This window comes from Chryseobacterium sp. BGA-UO-ETr-SB22, assembly GCF_059567885.1.
Genome location: NZ_JCAQOV010000004.1, coordinates 659,074 through 676,833, shown reverse-complemented (window position 1 = coordinate 676,833; position 17,760 = coordinate 659,074). Strand labels below are relative to the sequence as shown.

The 17,760-nt window shown below is 36.8% G+C and carries 18 protein-coding genes; 14 read left to right on the top strand and 4 right to left on the bottom strand.

The annotated features are described in order from the left end of the window. Positions 1 to 64: 64 nt before the first annotated feature. From AC57AW_RS06885 to AC57AW_RS06865, 5 genes are all read left to right on the top strand, one after another. The gene (locus AC57AW_RS06885) at positions 65 to 2,890 is read left to right on the top strand and encodes a TonB-dependent receptor (protein WP_496351301.1); all 2,826 of its coding nucleotides are present in this window, start codon (positions 65 to 67) and stop codon (positions 2,888 to 2,890) included. A 9-nt stretch (positions 2,891 to 2,899) separates the two neighbouring features. After that, complete coding sequence (locus AC57AW_RS06880) at positions 2,900 to 4,210, top strand: DUF5690 family protein (protein WP_496351300.1); 1,311 nt, start codon at positions 2,900 to 2,902, stop codon at positions 4,208 to 4,210. A gap of 11 nt (positions 4,211 to 4,221) precedes the next feature. Next, on the top strand, positions 4,222 to 5,376 hold the full coding sequence (locus AC57AW_RS06875; RefSeq protein WP_496351299.1) for a TIGR03364 family FAD-dependent oxidoreductase: 1,155 nt from the start codon (positions 4,222 to 4,224) through the stop codon (positions 5,374 to 5,376). 7 nt (positions 5,377 to 5,383) lie between these two features. Next, positions 5,384 to 6,052, top strand: coding sequence for an HAD-IA family hydrolase (locus tag AC57AW_RS06870; RefSeq protein ID WP_496351298.1), 669 nt, complete (start codon positions 5,384 to 5,386; stop codon positions 6,050 to 6,052). Positions 6,053 to 6,455: 403 nt separating this feature from the next. Then, complete coding sequence (locus tag AC57AW_RS06865; RefSeq protein WP_496351297.1) at positions 6,456 to 8,309, top strand: alkaline phosphatase family protein; 1,854 nt, start codon at positions 6,456 to 6,458, stop codon at positions 8,307 to 8,309. Positions 8,310 to 8,384: 75 nt separating this feature from the next. Here the strand turns inward: AC57AW_RS06865 and AC57AW_RS06860 are convergent, their stop codons facing one another. From AC57AW_RS06860 to AC57AW_RS06850, 3 genes are read right to left on the bottom strand one after another with little or no spacing between them, the layout of a single operon-like run. Continuing rightward, a complete protein-coding gene (locus tag AC57AW_RS06860) occupies positions 8,385 to 8,870 on the bottom strand; it encodes a GNAT family N-acetyltransferase (RefSeq protein WP_318847734.1) in 486 nt (161 codons plus the stop codon). 14 nt (positions 8,871 to 8,884) lie between these two features. Beyond that, positions 8,885 to 10,300 carry an aminotransferase-like domain-containing protein gene (locus tag AC57AW_RS06855; RefSeq protein ID WP_318847733.1) on the bottom strand — a complete coding sequence of 472 codons (1,416 nt, stop codon included), beginning with the start codon at positions 10,298 to 10,300 and terminating at the stop codon, positions 8,885 to 8,887. A gap of 40 nt (positions 10,301 to 10,340) precedes the next feature. Beyond that, positions 10,341 to 10,709: a hypothetical protein gene (locus tag AC57AW_RS06850; protein ID WP_496351296.1), complete on the bottom strand. Its 369-nt coding sequence runs from the start codon at positions 10,707 to 10,709 to the stop codon at positions 10,341 to 10,343. 247 nt (positions 10,710 to 10,956) lie between these two features. On the opposite strand from AC57AW_RS06850, the gene AC57AW_RS06845 reads away from it, so the two are divergent. Beyond that, the gene (locus tag AC57AW_RS06845; protein ID WP_496351295.1) at positions 10,957 to 11,583 is read left to right on the top strand and encodes a helix-turn-helix domain-containing protein; all 627 of its coding nucleotides are present in this window, start codon (positions 10,957 to 10,959) and stop codon (positions 11,581 to 11,583) included. A 205-nt stretch (positions 11,584 to 11,788) separates the two neighbouring features. Then, positions 11,789 to 12,535 (top strand): ThiF family adenylyltransferase, encoded by a 747-nt coding sequence (locus AC57AW_RS06840; RefSeq protein WP_496351294.1) that lies wholly within the window; start codon positions 11,789 to 11,791, stop codon positions 12,533 to 12,535. Between the two features lie 11 nt (positions 12,536 to 12,546). On the opposite strand, the gene AC57AW_RS06835 is transcribed toward AC57AW_RS06840, so the two are convergent. After that, positions 12,547 to 13,305, bottom strand: coding sequence for a response regulator transcription factor (locus tag AC57AW_RS06835; protein WP_318847723.1), 759 nt, complete (start codon positions 13,303 to 13,305; stop codon positions 12,547 to 12,549). A gap of 125 nt (positions 13,306 to 13,430) precedes the next feature. Between AC57AW_RS06835 and AC57AW_RS06830 the strand changes: the two genes are divergently transcribed. From AC57AW_RS06830 to AC57AW_RS06800, 7 genes are all read left to right on the top strand, one after another. Further along, a complete protein-coding gene (locus AC57AW_RS06830) occupies positions 13,431 to 14,075 on the top strand; it encodes a hypothetical protein (RefSeq protein WP_318847722.1) in 645 nt (214 codons plus the stop codon). 66 nt (positions 14,076 to 14,141) lie between these two features. Continuing rightward, on the top strand, positions 14,142 to 16,538 hold the full coding sequence (locus AC57AW_RS06825; RefSeq protein WP_496351293.1) for a TonB-dependent receptor domain-containing protein: 2,397 nt from the start codon (positions 14,142 to 14,144) through the stop codon (positions 16,536 to 16,538). Positions 16,539 to 16,625: 87 nt separating this feature from the next. Then, entirely contained in the window at positions 16,626 to 16,805 is a 180-nt protein-coding gene (locus AC57AW_RS06820; protein ID WP_076595230.1) for a class I lanthipeptide, read from the top strand. Positions 16,806 to 16,859: 54 nt separating this feature from the next. Then, complete coding sequence (locus tag AC57AW_RS06815; protein WP_076595230.1) at positions 16,860 to 17,039, top strand: class I lanthipeptide; 180 nt, start codon at positions 16,860 to 16,862, stop codon at positions 17,037 to 17,039. A 52-nt stretch (positions 17,040 to 17,091) separates the two neighbouring features. Next, on the top strand, positions 17,092 to 17,271 hold the full coding sequence (locus tag AC57AW_RS06810) for a class I lanthipeptide (RefSeq protein WP_318847720.1): 180 nt from the start codon (positions 17,092 to 17,094) through the stop codon (positions 17,269 to 17,271). A gap of 54 nt (positions 17,272 to 17,325) precedes the next feature. Further along, a complete protein-coding gene (locus AC57AW_RS06805; RefSeq protein ID WP_223598131.1) occupies positions 17,326 to 17,505 on the top strand; it encodes a class I lanthipeptide in 180 nt (59 codons plus the stop codon). Between the two features lie 58 nt (positions 17,506 to 17,563). Then, entirely contained in the window at positions 17,564 to 17,734 is a 171-nt protein-coding gene (locus AC57AW_RS06800; protein WP_174774463.1) for a class I lanthipeptide, read from the top strand. The last annotated feature ends 26 nt before the right edge of the window (positions 17,735 to 17,760 follow it).

Below are 17,760 nucleotides of genomic sequence, written 5' to 3'. Positions count from 1 at the left end.
CGAAATATTTATATATATTAAAATTATTAGCGTGATTTGCATAAAAAATTTAATATATGTAAAAATGAAAACAAATTTAGAGAAATTACTTACCCTTGTTTTTGTCTGTTTCATTGTCTTTGTTTCAGCGCAGAAACAGTTAATTATAGGAACTGTTCTTGACGACAGCCAGCCTCTTCCCGGGGTAACAGTCAAAATAAAAGGTTTATCCAGAAATATAATAACTGATATTGAAGGAAAATTTACCATCAATGATATCAAAGAAGGTCAATATATTTTACAAATCAGCTATATCGGTTATGAATCAGCGGACATCAATGTTGATCTGAAACAAGAGCAAACAGTTGATTTAGGAATCATAAAACTTTCCCAGCCCCGAAAAAACATTGATGAAGTAGTGGTTACGGGAACGCTGAAAAATACGGAAGCAAGAGCGTTGAACCTTCAGAAAAATGCGATCAATATTACCAATGTGATTGCTTCAGACGGAATCGGAAAGCTACCAGATAGAAATGCTGCAGAGACGGTACAGCGTGTACAGGGAGTTTCCATTGAAAGAGACCAGGGAGAAGGAAGATTTGTTTCCCTGAGAGGACTTCCACCATTCTGGGCATCTACAACCATCAATGGAAACAGACTTCCAACGGCTGAGGAAGAAACGACTTCCAGAGCTACAGCTTTCGACTTCTTTCCTACAGAACTGATCTCGTATGTACATGTAAACAAGTCTTTTACCCCAGATATGGAAGCAGACGGAATTGGTGGTGGCGTAAACTTTATCACCAAAACTCCCCCAATGAAGACAGAATTCAAAGCAACGATTGGAAGCGGATATAATGCAAAAGCAGATAAAGGTGTTTACAATCTTGGCTTTTTATATGGAGGAAGAACAAAAGATAAGAAATTCGGGTACTTGTTCAATTTTGCCCATTTCATAAGAAACTGGTCTACAGATAATTTTGAAGCGAGAAGAAGTGGTGATGAAGGTGTTTTCAGACTGGAGCTTCGTGATTATAACGGAGTCAGAAAAACTACGGGGATCAATACTGCTTTTGAATATGTTTTATCTCCGAAAACAACTTTCTATTTAAAAGGAATGTATGGTACTTTATCAGATGACGAGACCCATTACAAACACAGAATCCGATTCGATAAGTTCAGCAGCGCCAACAATACGGCGAGAGTTGAGCTTCAGAATATCCACAATTTATTGATTACAGAGCTTACTTCGGTTTCTTTGGGCGCGGTTCATCAATTAAATAAAGGAAAAATCGACTGGGATTTATCTTATTATGACAATAAGTTCAAGTATGGAAATATCCCAGACAAACAAAATAACTCCTACTATGTCATCAAGTATACGCAATCTGGTGTAGGGATCAATCCTGATTATATTTCCAATCATGGAAATGGCCCAAGAGCTTACTGGAAAGCGGATGGAGGAAAATTAGACTATAAAAATCCGGATGCTTTATTTGGTTTTTACAGTGACCTGAACTTTAAGATGGATGCTTCTCAAATGAGATTTACAGATCTTGAATTCTATAAAGTTTTTGTAGAGGAAAAGGATAAAATCGTAGCGGCATTCAACCATGAGATCAATGCTTCTGATAAACTGACTTTAAAGTATGGTTTTAAATACAGAGATAAAGAGCGTAATGCGAAGTTCTCTGATATTTTCTACAACTGGAGCAATGGCACCGCACCTCTTCTGTCTGATTTTTCTCAATATATCACAGCCCAGCCCAATGGACCGAAATATTTAAGTGAAATGAATGCCCACATCGGGAATACTTTTGGGCCAGTACTTTCCACCAATGGAATGAATCAGTTCTGGTATGATCATCAGGGAAATCTGAAAATTAATACTGCTGATTCCGAAGCACTGGAATATAATAAAGCATTAGGAAGAAACTTTGATGTGTTTGAAAAACATGCGGATGCTTATGGGATGGCAACGTATAAACTGAATGATAAAATTACCATTTTAGGAGGAATCAGATTATCAAACACCAATACCAAAGTAAAAGGATACAGTGTAAATGATGATGTACTGACTCCTGTAGAAAATACCAAAAACTACCTGGCTGTCCTTCCGATGGTTCATTTGAAATATACATTAAATGATAAAACAAACCTTCGTTTTGCAGCCACAAGAACGTTCTCAAGACCCAATTTTGGAGATCTTACGCCAGGAGGAACTTATATTGAAGCAGATAACGAATTCAAAGGAGGAAATCCCAACCTTAATCCTACTTATTCTTTGAATTTTGACCTGATGGGAGAATATTATTTTTCCAATGTAGGAATTCTAAGTGGTGGTGTTTTCTATAAATCAATTACAGATCCTATTTTCCAGGATTCTTTTATTGGAAACTATAACGGAATCACCGGTGTGCAGTTTACTGCTCCAAACAATGGAAAAGCAGCATGGTTAGGAGGTATTGAACTGGGAATCAATAAAAGATTTGATTTTCTTCCAGGGTTTCTACAGTATTTCGGAGTACAGCTGAATGCTACATTCATGACTTCTGAAATGGAAAAACCAAGCGGGAGAACGGTAGCCCTTCCCTATCAGGCAAAAGAATTGTACAATGCCCAGCTTTTCTTTGAGAAAAAAGGATTCAATGCAAGACTGGCTTACAACTACAAAGGAAAATACGCTGTGGAATATGCTGAAGAGGATATCAACGATTCTTATTATGGTAAATACAGCAATCTTGATTTCGGAGGTTCTTACCAGTTTACAAAATACCTGACTTTATACGCAGATGTCAACAATATTCTGAACAAACCTCTGATTTATCACTTTGGTAAAAATGAAGACCGTCCTGAGCAGGTAGAATATTATGGAGTACGATTCAATCTTGGAGTAAAACTGAACTTCTAACCCATTACTATGGCCAGAACAATCAATAAAAAAACATTAGTAACACTGAAGGCTGCATTTGCTGCTTTCGGTGTTTACTTCTGCATGTACGGTTTCAGAAAACCTTTTACCGTAGCATCTTTCGAGGGACTTTCCTATTTAGGGGTAGATTATAAGATTCTGATTATCATTGCCCAGACGGTAGGATATTTTATCTCAAAATTCATCGGAATCAAATTTATTTCTGAACTGAAACCTCAGAAAAGGCTCACGTACTTATTCGTTTTTATTGCCATTGCAGAACTTGCGTTGTTAGGATTTGCAGCCGTTCCTGCTCCTTACAATATTATATTTATGTTCATCAACGGTATCCCATTAGGAATGATCTGGGGAATTGTTTTTTCCTACATTGAAGGACGTAAAACCACGGAAATTATAGGCTTATTTTTATGTTCAAGCTTCGTAGTTTCTTCAGGATTTACAAAATCTGTAGGGAAATTTCTAATGGACACTTTCTCCATTTCAGAGTTCTGGATGCCGTTTTCTGCCGGACTTATTTTTGTTATTCCTTTACTTCTTTTCGGACTTCTTCTAGAAAAAATTCCCCAACCTTCAGACGAGGATATTTTGCTTAAAAACAAAAGACAGCCGTTGAATGGCGCAGAAAGAAGAGCACTGATCCAGCAGTTTTTTGTACCGATTGTTTGTATCATATTTTTGTATATCAGTTTAACGGTTTTAAGGGACTTCAGAGATAATTTCAACCGAGAAATCTGGGACGGACTGCGTTTTAATCTTGACAGTTCTATTTTCACCTTAACGGAGATTCCTATTGCGGTGATGGTCCTTTTGATTTTAAGTTTTATGGTGAAAGTGAAGAATAATAAAAGAGCATTTGCTTACTATCATTATATTCTTTTTGCAGGCATTCTCACCGTAGGGCTTTCTACTTATCTGTTTCAGCAGGGCTCTTTATCTCCGTTTTTATGGATGACGATTTCAGGTTTTGGAATGTACATCTGCTATATTCCTTTTAACGGAATTTATTTTGACCGGATGATTGCAGCATTTGAAATCAAAGGAAATGTAGGTTTCCTCATTTATATTGTAGACTCGTTCGGGTATCTTGGAAGTGTCTTGATTCTGCTGTATAAAAACTTCGGTTCGGCTAAGACTTCATGGTTACATTTTTATATCAACTTAAATTATATCATCACCGTAACGGTTTTTGTTCTTTCGGTGATTGCTTTTCTGGCTTTCAGGAACAAATCCAAGCCGAAATCAAACTTAAACTCAAACTCTAATCAATTCATCAATTTCGATACGTCGAAAATCTTATAAATTATAATACAATGACAACAAAATTTGATTTAATCGTTGTAGGAGGTGGAATTTTAGGAACATTCCATGCTTATCATGCGCTGAAGAAAAATCTTAAGGTAGCTATACTGGAAAGAAATTCTGTCCCTCAAGGGGCTACTGTAAGAAATTTTGGACAGGTCGTACCCTCTGGGATGGATCTGAAATGGCAGAATTTCGGAAGAGAAAGTCTTGCCATCTATAACGAACTTCACTCCCAAGCAGACCTTACCATCAGACAAAACGGATCTGTATATATTGCTTCCAACGACGAAGAACTTCAGCTGATTGAAGAACTTTATGAAATCAACAGAAACAATGATTATGAGTCTGTTTTACTATCTAAAAATGACTGTATCAAAAAATATGACGGTCTCCGTTCGGATTATTGTAAAGGAGGTTTATTTTTCCCGCAGGAACTTTCAGTAGATTCTGCAGATATGATTGTAAAACTCCACAAGCTGCTGCAGGAAAAAATGGGTCTGCAGATTTTCTATAATACAACCGTTCTTGAAACGAATGAAGATGATCAGAAATGTACCGCTGTAACCGCAGATGGAACGGAATTCAATACTTCTAAAATCATTATCTGCGGCGGCCATGAGTTCAAGATTTTATATCCTAAAGTATTCAATGACAGCGACCTGGAAGTCAGTAAACTTCAGATGCTTCAGACCAAACCGCAGGGAATCTACTCGCTTCAGGGGAATATTCTTACCGGGCTGTCTGTCAGAAGGTATGAATCATTCAGCGAATGTCCTTCTTTTCAGAAAATCAAGTCTTTAGAAGACCCAAATTCGTTTGAAAAGAAATATGGGGTTCATATTTTATTCAAACAAGCTTTGGATGGGTCTGTCATTATCGGAGATTCTCATGAGTATGCTGATGCTAAAAATGCTGATGATCTTGGATATGATCTTAATATGGAGATTGACGAATTCATGATTCATGAGGCTAAAAAAATTATTGATCTTCCGACTTATGAAATCCAGAGAAGATGGTTTGGAATCTATTCTCAGTGCAAAACCAAAGATATTTTTGAGCACAGCCCTTCTGCCAATATTCATATTGTAACCGGTATCGGAGGAAAAGGAATGACGGGAAGCGGTGGTTTCTCCAAGTTTAATATTGAAAAAATTTACGCATAAAATTCAAATGAAAAATATAGAATTACTGGTTCTGGATATGGCCGGAACAACGATTGATGAAGACAATGTAGTATACAAAACACTTACCAACGCTGTGAATGATTACGGCTATGTTGTAAGCCTTGAAAAAGTATTATCCAGCTGCGCCGGAATGGAAAAACTGGAAGCCATCACAAGTCTTTTAAAAGAAATCAATGGAAATGAAGAGGATGCTCCTGCCATTTTTGAGAATTTTTCTGATCAGCTAAAAGAATCGTATAAAAACCTTGAGATAAAGCCCATCAATGGTACTGAAGATTTTCTTCTTCACATGAAGTCTCAGAATAAAAAGATTGTTTTGAATACAGGATATACTTCTGAAATCGCTCATCAGCTTTTGAATAAACTCAACTGGAAAGAAAGTATTCATTTTGATGCATTAATCACTGCAGATGATGTTTTGGAAAGCCGTCCGAGCCCTGAAATGATTCATCTTGCCATGAAGAAATTCAATATCACTGAAGCTCACAAAGTTTTAAAAGCGGGAGATTCTGTAATTGATGTTGAAGAGGGCAAAAATGCAGGCTGTGGATTAACGATTGCTGTTCTTTCAGGGGCTCAAAGCAGAAGAGAACTGGAAAAAGCTGCTCCTGATTATATTCTGAATACCATTTCTGAAGCTGAAGATCTTCTTTAATAACTTCTTTTTCAAACTATTTTTTAGTACTTCTTGACACAAATGTTTTCGTGGTAATCCATTGAAAATGTTTGTGTTTTTACCACCCCGTCAAATTATAAATTTGATACCCCTCCGGAGGAGGGGAATATCGTACGTTTGATTGACTATTTGTGAAAAGCAGAGATTTCCGAATACTTTTATGAACTTTATATTCTCAAAGCTCGTCACTTAAAATAAACAGGTTTTTATTCGTTTTTGTGACTTTTGTGGTTAAACATTTAACCTTCTTTTCGGAACTTTTTAATTATCAATTAATTAATTTCCAGTTCACATATGTTTACAAATAGTAAACTAATTTTACAATAGTTAAAAATAAATTACTATTTGTAAACTTTTCAATTTTAAAAAACTCTTTTTTCCTATGAAAACAAAACTATTCTCAATGGCTGTTGTAATGAGCTGTTTCCTTGGAGCTCAGACCAAAAAAGTCCTTTTTATCGGTATTGACGGATGCCGAGCAGATGTAATGATGTCTACTCCCACTCCCAACATCCAAAACCTCATCAGTCAGTCTATCTATTCTGTTGACGGTCTTTGCGCTGCCACTACCTGGAGCGGAAACGGATGGAGCACTATGCTTACCGGAGTATGGCACACCAAACATAATGTTCAGGACAATAACTTTACCAGTCCAAACTATGTGAATTACCCAGACTTTTTAACAAGAGCAGAAACTTACAATCCTAATCTGAGAACGATTTCTCTAGCTCACTGGGCCCCAATCAATGATAAAATCATACAGAATGCGGATGTGAAGACTAATCTGGCAACAGATCTCGCAGTAAAAAATGCGGCTGTAACGGCTTTGCAGAATGACAATCCTGATATTCTCTTTGTAGATTTTGATGATGTAGACCACGCAGGACATTCTTATGGATTCTCTTCAAGTGTTCCTCAGTATGTTTCTTCTATTAAAACAACAGACACTTATATAGGAGAAATTGTTGCTGCCATGAAAAACAGACCTTCTTATAACAACGAAGATTGGTTAGTCGTTTTGACCACAGATCATGGAGCGGTAGACAGTTCGCATGGAGGTGGAAATCTTTCTGAAAGAAATATTTTTACGGTGTATTCTAACCCTGGATTTACTCCGCAGCAGATCAGCAAAACTGTACTGGAATCCAATAAAACTTTTAATCAGTTGAATTTTCCGGCAGGAACTTATGCAAAACCAACGAACCAGACTCCTTTTAATTTTGGCGCGAATCAGGATTTTACGATTGAATTTTGGGTAAAACCTAACGCCTCTTATTCCAGTGATCCGGTAATGATCAGTAATAAAAACTGGGCTAACGGGAAAAATAAAGGATTTGTTTTCTCGGGATATTCCGGGCAGACTTTCAAGATGAACATTGGTGACGGTACCAATAGAATAGACCTTGTAGGAGGAAAAGTGGAAACTAATAAGTGGAAACATATTGCTGCAAGCTTTGACAGAGACGGTCTTGTAACATTGTATGAAGATGGCGTTCCTGTAACTTTTGCTAAAATGAATACCATTGGAAATATTGATTCCGGGCTTCCTTTAACTTTAAATCAGGATGGAACAAATACGTATGGAATTAATCTCGCAGCTTCTTATAAAGATGTAAGAGTATGGAAATCTGCACTTCCAAATGATGTGATAGTAAATTGGGCTAACCAGAATATTACTTCTTCGCATCCTTATTATGCTCAGCTAGTGGCTAACTGGAGATGTAATGAAACTTCAGGAAACACGTTGACAGATTCAGGCCCAAATGCAAATAATATGACCGTGACAGGTTCTCCAACGTATAATGTCAATACAGTCAACAATTTTAAAGTGTATGATTATACCTCCACAACAAGAGAAACAGATCATTTCCCTACTGTATTGAACTGGCTTTGCATTCCGGTACAGACTTCATGGGGAATTGATGGAACCAATAGAATTCCGGTTTGTTCCAAGGAAATATTGGCAGCAAAAGACACGAAAATAATAGCTGATGATTTTAAAATCTATCCGAATCCTGTATCAACATTCATTGGAATTCAGTATCAATCTGAGGATAAAGATATTAAAGCAGAAATCATTGATAGTAAGGGCTCGATTGTTTCAACAACACCTCTACAGTCTTCAAGAGGATATTATGATGAAAAAATCAATATCGGAAATCTTCCGGCGGGCGTGTATTTTATTAAAATCAACGGAAGTAAAAAGTCAATGACCAAGACTTTCATCAAGAAATAAAACAGTAAAGCAATTAGATTTAAATTTTGATATTAGAACAAGGATATTTCTATCCGAGTTCTAATATTTTTTTTGTTATATATTCAGATTCAGTTCCATCTGTACATCTACACGGTCATATCCTGCGTCAACAATGGGCACATGCTTAAAACCAAGTTTTTCATAAAGCTTTATTGCAGGAACCAGCACAGAATTCGTTTCCAGAACTATTTTTTCAGCATTCAGGCTCTTTGCCAGATCCACTAATGCTGTTCCTAATAAATAGCCGATTTTCTTTCCCTGAGCTTTAGGGCTTACCGCCATCTTTGACAGCTCAAAAGTAAGAGGTTCCTCTTTCTCTTTTACTAATGCACAGGTTCCTACTGCTTCATTATTTAACAATGCAAAAACAATGTATCCTCCTTTATTTAAAATATGTTCTTCAGGATTATCCAGCAGTTTATAATCACTGGCTTCCATCACAAAAAATGTCTTGATCCACTCTTCATTTAAAGCTTTGAAAGCTTCTTTATACTGAGGTTCATAGGCTGCAATTTTTACTTCGTTATTGTTATCATTCATCACTATAGGGTTTATTAAATTCTGTTTTTTATCATTTTCCCCAGTTTTTCCAGATCACTTTCCACTCTGTCTGTCCATTCCAGGGCATAGTTCAAACGCATGCAGTTCTGGTACTGATTATACTGTGAAAACATTCTTCCGGGGGCAAAGTTTATTTTCTGTTCAAATGCTATATCATAAAGATCTTCTGTACAGATTCTCTTGTCCAGTTCCAACCAGAGCATAAAACCGCCTTTAGGTTCTGAGATTTTGGTATTGTCCGGAAAATATTCAATCACCGATTTCTGGATCTGAAGATAATTGGCGTAGAGTTTTTTCCTGAACATTCTCAGATGATGATCATACCTTCCATGGGAAAGGAAATCTGAGATCACATCTGAAAATAATGACGGACTGGAAACCGTCTGAACAAGCTTCTGGCGGATAATTTTCTCTTTAAATTTTCCGGGAGCTACCCATCCTGTCCTAAAACCGGGAGCCAATGTTTTGGAAACTGATCCCACCCACATCACAATTCCTGCTTCATCATAAAATTTACAGGGTTTTGGTCTTCCTGCTCCAAAATAGATGTTTCCGTAGACATCATCTTCAATTAGCGGAACATTTTGCTCAGTAAGCATTTTTACCAGCTCTTTTTTGTTCTCATCAGGCATCTGAAATCCTAACGGATTGTTATAATTGACCACAAAACAGCATGCAGAAAGTTTTGGGAGTACTTTTTTTAAAGCATCCAGATCCACTCCTGTAATGGGATGAGTAGGAATTTCTACAGCCTTCAATCCTAATAAATGAATGGCCTGAAGGATTCCAAAATAGACCGGACTTTCCACCGCTACGCAATCACCAGGTTTGGTAACAGCCATCAGACAATTATATACTCCATTCATTGCTCCGGAAGTAATAACCAGATCATCTTCTGTAATTTTCCCCTCCATTACCATTGCCCATTTGGCAATTTCACGCCGAAGCTGTTCACTTCCCTGCACCGACTCGTAATTGACCCCGCTGTCACTTTTCCTCTTCACCACATCAATCATGCATTTTTTCATCTTGGCTACCGGAAGAAGGCTTTTCCCGGGAATCCCCAAGGCAAACTGTGTCACATCTGTACCGGCAATGGTTCCGAATACTTTATCAAAAAGATCCTGAGGTGTATTTTTCCCTTCCGAAAGCTTCATTTGAGCTACAGAAGGCAGGGCTAGCTTCCGTTGGGAAGTCTGGCTTACATAATATCCGTATTTAGGACGTGATTCTACCAGCGACCTGCTTTCAAGTTCCATATAAGCTTGTTTTACGGTATTCAGGCTTACGTTATATAACTTTTGGGCACTTCTCAGTGAAGGCAGCCTGTCTCCAAACTGCAGGGTTTCACTTTTGATCTGCTCTGTGACAGAGTTGGCTATTTTAAGATACAGAACATCTTTCGGCATCGTATTACTGTTTTAAGTAAATGTACAATTTTATCATTCTTTATTCAAGATTCAGCCAGCTGATCATTCTGCTGATACTGCTTTTTAATTGTTCTGAATCCCTGAAATTAGGCGTATTATTATTTTTAAAATATCTTTCAGCATGAGAAGAAAACGCTCTCTTTTCTGCTTCTGACATTCTGTTTCTATCATACATTATAAAAGAGATTTCATTCTTTTCATTCACAATAAGACTGGCAAATGCAACGATCTCATTTTTCTTTTTTACCAACATAAAAGGAAGTCCGAAATTCGGGTCTACTTTCTTTACTTCTTTCATCTGCAGGAAAATATTTTTCAGCTCCGGCATGTCCGAAATATAAGCTTCGGCATACTGAATCTGCTCCTGACGTTGAACTATCATTTCCATAAGTACTCTTCTTGCTTAACAAAATTATGGAGTCTTTATGTTTGGATACAGATACAGAAGTACACAATATTACAGGTACAGATTATATTTTATTTGTAGGAATTTCTAACAAAGAAAAGAGACGGATTCATGATAATAGATTTTTCATGATAGCTGACTCATTTTGTACACAACGCATCTGAATTGCAAATATTTTTATCATCCGTTGACTTCACATTCGCTATATTTGCAAAAAATTTTAGACAACATGAGCTTCTTTGGGAGTAATATTAAGAAAATACGACAGGTGAAAGGACTAAGCCAAAAGGCTTTTGCAGACTTGTTTGATTTAAACAGAGGGGTGATTAGCTCTTATGAGGAAGGACGTGCAGAACCAAAAATCGAAACAATACTAAAAGTTGCGAATCATTTTAATCTTAATCTTGATAAATTTCTCACAGAAGCCCTACAGACAAACCAATTGGGAAGTGTTTCCAATACAGATCAGCTTTTGCTTTTCCCTGAATTATCTATTCAGAATAATAATGAAGCGCAAGTAACAACGGAAAGCGATAGCGCCAATGTATCAATATTGCAAAAAATATTAGCATCTGTTGATCTGATCTATGAATTTACTACAGAAAAGCATCTGTTACCACAATATCAATACGGAGATGTTGTATTTCTAAATAAAACTGACCTGAATACAGATCCTATTCATAAATTATTGGTTTACACCAATGAAACACTTCATTATTCATCTGACAATCAATCAACAAACAATGCTTTCCAGCAATATTATAAGATTGTAGGATATGTTTCAACTGCAGATAAGAATATCTTCACAGATATTTTTGAAAGGCTGGAAAATCTTGAAAATAGACTTAAAAATTAATAAGCCGGATGGTAAACTGATCATAAGTGGCTTATTTATCTATTTTAATCACCATCTGTTGAATAATAAAATATTACGATTCGCTTAAATCCTATATTTTATCTATGTTTCGCATGCTTTTATTTTGATTTTCAGACTTAAAACTAAACTATTGTGTAGTCAAAATTAGGAGGCATAAACCTATTTTTGTATTAAAATAACAGCAATGGAAACAAAATATTCTCGAAACAGGTTATACGTGCAGGAAGAAGAGCAGAAAGCAATTAAAAACTTCTCGATTCTCCTTGCAGGGAGTGGTATAGGCAGCAATATTGCTGAATGTGCCCTGCGCTTTGGTTTTGAAAATATCACCATTGTGGATGGCGATACCATTGAACAGTCTAATTTGAACCGCCAAAACTATACTCATCAGGATATTTCTTCTTATAAAGCAGAAACGTTATATCATCGTCTGAAAAGCATTAATCCAAAGGCCAATATCCGGTACCGGAGCGAATTTATTACCCAGGAGAATGTTCATGAAATCATTGGTGATCATGACATAGCTATCAACGCCCTGGATTTTTCAAGTAATATCCCCGTGGTATTTGACAGAATATGCCAGGAAAAAGGAATGCATATTCTGCATCCTTATAATCTCGGCTGGGGAGGTTTAGTGGCCGTGATAGAACCTAACGGACTTGCCCTTGACATCCTTTCTGATGATAATTTCAATGAACTCAAAATGGTAGAGTACATTGCCGGCTATCTGCGTTTTTGGAGAACTCCCAATGAATGGCTTGAGAATATTATAGACGATTATAAGAAGGAAAAAGAAAATCTTCCTCCCCCTCAATTGGCCATTGCTTCATGGATCGTTGCGGGAATGTGTACGCATGTAATGTTCAAAATAGCCACAGGAAAGCCCCATAAAACCTTTCCACAGTTTTATATGAATGCTATCTCCGAATAGCTACCTGTGCATTAAATCAGCTTGTAATTGGTGGCATAGGATAATGCTTCAGTAATGTTACTTACTCCCATCTTATCAAAAAGCTTTCTTCTGTGAAACTTTACCGTATCGCCTGTTACGTAGATCTTTTCTGCAATTTCATTGATGGTAAGTCCCTGGGCATACAACCTTAATATCTCAGCTTCTCTCTCTGAGAGCTTCACTTTTTCTTCTTTTATCCACCTGTTGTCTTTCAGGTCATAGTTCCAGATTTCATCTGTTCCTTGCTTTACAATAGATATATTTCCGGATGCGTGATTGTGGGACAAGGATACAATACACATGGCCTTCCACATTTTTCCCTCTGAAGATAAGAAAAGAGGAGTAAGCTTGTGGTTGATAAGGATGGTATTTTTACTTTCATTGACTAAATGAAAATCATAGGAAATAGTATAGAGCTTTCGCTCATGTACGGGCAGGTTCTCATAGAATTCAAACCCTACTTCATTGATTTTAAACAACAGATCCAGGTCTTCTTTTTTCACATGCCGGAAATAGAAGGCATAGCCCATTGTTTCTACCTCCTTGGGAGTATGGTCACAAAGGAATAAGGGATTATCTGACACATATTCAAAATTCTGCTTCTGATAATCTATGACATACAAACTCATATAAGTGATCCTGGCAAAAGCTTTAATCACTTCAAGATAATCAGAGGTCTGGTTATTCTCTGACTCTGAGATTGTATCAATACTGTTTTTATTTGAAAAGAATTTTCCAATCTCTTCCATAGTTAAGTTTTTAAGGTACAGTTTTTAGGTTACTACACTTTAGTGTAGACTTTAATGAATCTACACTAAAGTGTAGCATATTCCACCATTCAGTGTAATAATTTTACTATAAAGATAAAAAAAATATGGAACATCTTAACTTTTATTCTTTAAGTAATAAAAACTTATACGAACTAGCAGAATTTGTTGTTACCGAAAATTTCAATCATCATGAAAGTTATTCTGATACGGATCAGTTTAAGGCTGAAGTAGAAGATATATATCATGAGGAAAAGAACTTTAAGAAGTCTAAGATTTTTGTTTCCAGAGATCACGAAGATAAGATCAATGGTTCTATAAGAGTCTTTAAATGGAATCACAAGGATGTTCTTCCTTTGGAAAAACTGTTCCATATCAATCCGTCTTCTTTTATCAAAAATAAAACTACCCACATTTGGCATATCGGAAGATTTGCTATTAAGAAAGGAATTGATAAAACAGGGTTTGGAATTTTCAAAACGCTAATGGCTTATGCCATCAATGAGGTTTGTCAGAATAAAAATTCTGTTGCTATAGCTGAGTGCGATGCCAAGCTTCTGAAAGTCCTTAAACTTATGGGAATAGAGGCTATTACATTGGCTGAGCCTATTCATTATCTGGGTTCTGAAACCATCCCTGTAATGCTTACTTATAACGGGCTAAAAAAATTCCTTGATAAGAACTGTCATTTGATGACAACACCGGAGGTAAGCGCCCTACACCAAAGTGTAGTATTACAACAAACCGCCTAAAACTACACTTCCGTGTAGCAGCATTCAAAACACAACATTCTACTTTTGAAATATAAAATAACAATCATGACAAAGCAATACTTAATACCGTTATTATCCTTTTTAGGAATGGGCATTCACCTTAATGCTCAGAGTATATCGGGTAAAGTATCTGATGAAAAGGCAGCCAATATTTCTTATGTAGAAGTGATCCTGTTAGCAGGAAATGATAAATTCTCAACGATCACTGATGAAAACGGAATTTTCTCTATTAAACTTCCAAAAGCAGATTCTTATAAAATGGAATTTTTCCTGAATGGAAACAAAGTATACGAAGGAAATGAAAAAATAGAAGGAGAGATTACAAAAAATTACACCATCAAAGAAAGTCAGCCAGAAAGTAAAGAAATTCAAGCAATTACCCTGACACAAAAGAAAAAATTAGTTGAAAGAAAAATAGACCGTCTTGTTTTCAATGTAGAAAATTCGGTTGCAGCGACAGGAGGTACAGCATTGGACGCTTTAAAAACAACTCCACTGGTTCGCATCCAGGATGAAAAAGTTTCTATCGTTGGAAAAGGAGAAGTACTAGTCATGATAGACGATCGTATTCAGAGAATGTCTCCGGATGATTTATCAAGTTTATTAAAATCGATTCCTTCAGACAATATCCAGTCTATTGAAGTCATCACTACCCCACCGGCAAAGTACGATGCAGAGGGTGACAGCGGACTGATTAATATCAAATTAAAAAGAGGAAAACCGAATTCCTGGAATGCTAATATCGGAGGAAGCTATACTCAAAAAACATATGCAGGAGGCGGCCTTCAGGGAGCGTTTAATTATAACCGCAACAGGCTGTCGTTACAGCTAACCGCCAATACCAATTCCCAGAGACTCCGCACGACATCTGACAGTAAAATTTACTATCCGGATGAACTATGGATCCTGAATGTCAAAAATAAATCTGAAGAGAACAATCTCGGATTGGGCCTTGGTGTGGATTATAAAATATCGGATAAATGGACTACAGGGGCAAAATATCTGGGCAGTTTTACCAGAAACACTTCATCAAACAGTCCTTTTACCTCAAGGTTTAATCCGTCAGGAGCTGTAAACTCCTACATTACATCTGATGTGGATGCCAACAATAAGCCTAATATGAATTCCCTTAACTGGTACAACACCTTTAAAGTAGATTCTGCAGGAACAAAAATCACCACTGATTTTGATTATTTCAACTACAGAAAGAGCGATTATAACTTTTATGCAGGAAATGAGCTGGATCCTCAGAGAAATATTCTGCCGGGAAGCTTTTTCTCAGCCACGAATACGAATATAAACCGTATTGAAAACTATTCAGGAAAAGTGGATGTGGAAATGCCGCTGAAATGGGCTTCTTTAAGCTTCGGAGGGAAGTATACCTATACGAATACGAACAATGATCTTGTTGTTTTGGATCATAAAACCGGAACTCCTGTTTTGAATACCGATCAGTCGAATATCTTTAATTATAAGGAGCATAACGAAGCATTATATGTTTCTGCAAGCAAAAAGCTGGGCGAAAAATGGGAAACCCAGGCTGGTCTTAGAATGGAAGCAACGCAGACAACCGGATATTCACATAATATGAATCAAACCAACAAAAATGATTATGTCAAATTGTTTCCGACGGCGTATGTGACTTACAATCCAGATGATAAGAATTCTTTCTCGCTGAACTACAGCAGAAGAATCCGCAGACCGAATTTTGAGTATCTGAATCCGTTTGTGGTGCGCACAAGTCCTTATTATTATTCGGAAGGAAATCCGTTCTTAAAACCGTCTATCATTGATAATCTGGAGTTTTCATATGTAAGAAATCAGAAATGGGTATCCTCAGTGTATTATTCTCAGGTATCAGACTTCAGCCAGGATCTTGCTATTCTGGATCGGAATACCAATATCACAAGAAGCACACCTTTAAATTATGCCAATACGTATCAGATCGGGGTTTCCACGTATTACAATTTTAATAAATGGACCTGGTGGAACAGCTTTACTGGATTCAATGTGAATTACCAGAATGTAAAGTCCAAAACAGATTTCATCAGTTCAATAGATGGCTACAATGCATATTTCTATTCTAACAACGATTTTACACTGAACAAGTCTAAAACCATATTCTTCAGCGCCAATTATGGCCTGCAGCTTCCGGGACGTTATCAGATCTTTCATATCTCAACCATGAATATTCTGGATGTGTCTATGAAATTCCTGCTGCTGGATAAAAAACTGACCCTGACTGTTACCGGTATGGATCTTTTAAACGGCCAGCGCCCTGTGATCACTTATGAATCTAATGGCGTAAAAACAGACTTCAGCAGCTATGGCGACACAAGAGGAGTAAGAGTCTCTTTGAGCTACAAGTTCGGAAACAAGAATCTGAAATCTGAACAGCAGAGAAACTTCGGAAACGAAGACGAAAGAAACAGAATTAATTAATCAAATATATACTTGCAAGTAGGGTCCAATAAAGGTTTTATGACTTGAAAAGATAACCAGAACCAATCAACTAAAAATTTTAAAATCATGCACAAAATTAAATTAACAAAAGGACTACAAATCAACAAAGAGCAAATCAGCAAATTACAGGAAGAGCAAATGAACAGCCTTAAAGGAGGGGTTAACAGCCTTCAGGCAGCAGCTCAGTCTTGTGGACAGTGTTCTTGCGGTGGAAACACAATTGTAAAAACAAGAGCAGCTCAATAATCAGCTTACCCAATCACATTTAAAATAACATTAACAATCTAAAAATCAACCATTATGCACAAAATTAAATTAACAAAAGGATTACAAATCAACAAAGAGCAAATCAGCAAATTACAGGAAGAGCAAATGAACAGCCTTAAAGGAGGAGTTAACAGCCTTCAGGCAGCGGCTCAGTCTTGTGGACAGTGTTCTTGCGGTGGAAACACAATTGTAAAAACAAGAGCAGCTCAGTAATCAGCTTACCCAATCACATTAAAATAAACAATAACAATTAAAATCAAACATCATGAACAAAATGAAATTATCTAAAGGATTACAGATCAACAAAGAACAAATCAGTAAACTTCAGGAAGAGCAAATGAACAGCCTTAAAGGAGGAGTTAACAGCCTTCAGGCAGCAGCGCAATCTTGCGGACAGTGTTCTTGCGGTGGAAACACAATCGTAAAAACGAGAGCAGCTCAATAATCAGCTTTCCAAATCACATTTACAATAAACAATAACAATTTAAAAATCAAAATCATGCACAAAATTAAATTAACTAAAGGACTACAAATCAACAAAGAACAAATCAGCAAGCTTCAGGAGGAGCAAATGAACAGCCTTAAAGGTGGAGTTAACAGCCTTCAGGCAGCAGCGCAGTCTTGCGGACAGTGTTCTTGCGGTGGAAACACAATCGTAAAAACAAGAGTAGCATCTTAATCAGCCCATTACATTTAAAATAAACAATAACAATTTAAAATTAAACATCATGAACAAAATGAAACTAACTAAGGGTCTTCAAATCAACAAAGAGCAAATCAGCAAATTACAAGAAGAGCAAATGAATAGCCTAAAAGGAGGGGTTAACAGTCTTCAGGCGGCAGCGCAGTCTTGCGGACAGTGTTCTTGCGGTGGAAACACAGTAGTACAAACAAGAATAGCGAAGTAATCTTCTCCTATAAAAGAGGGAGCACT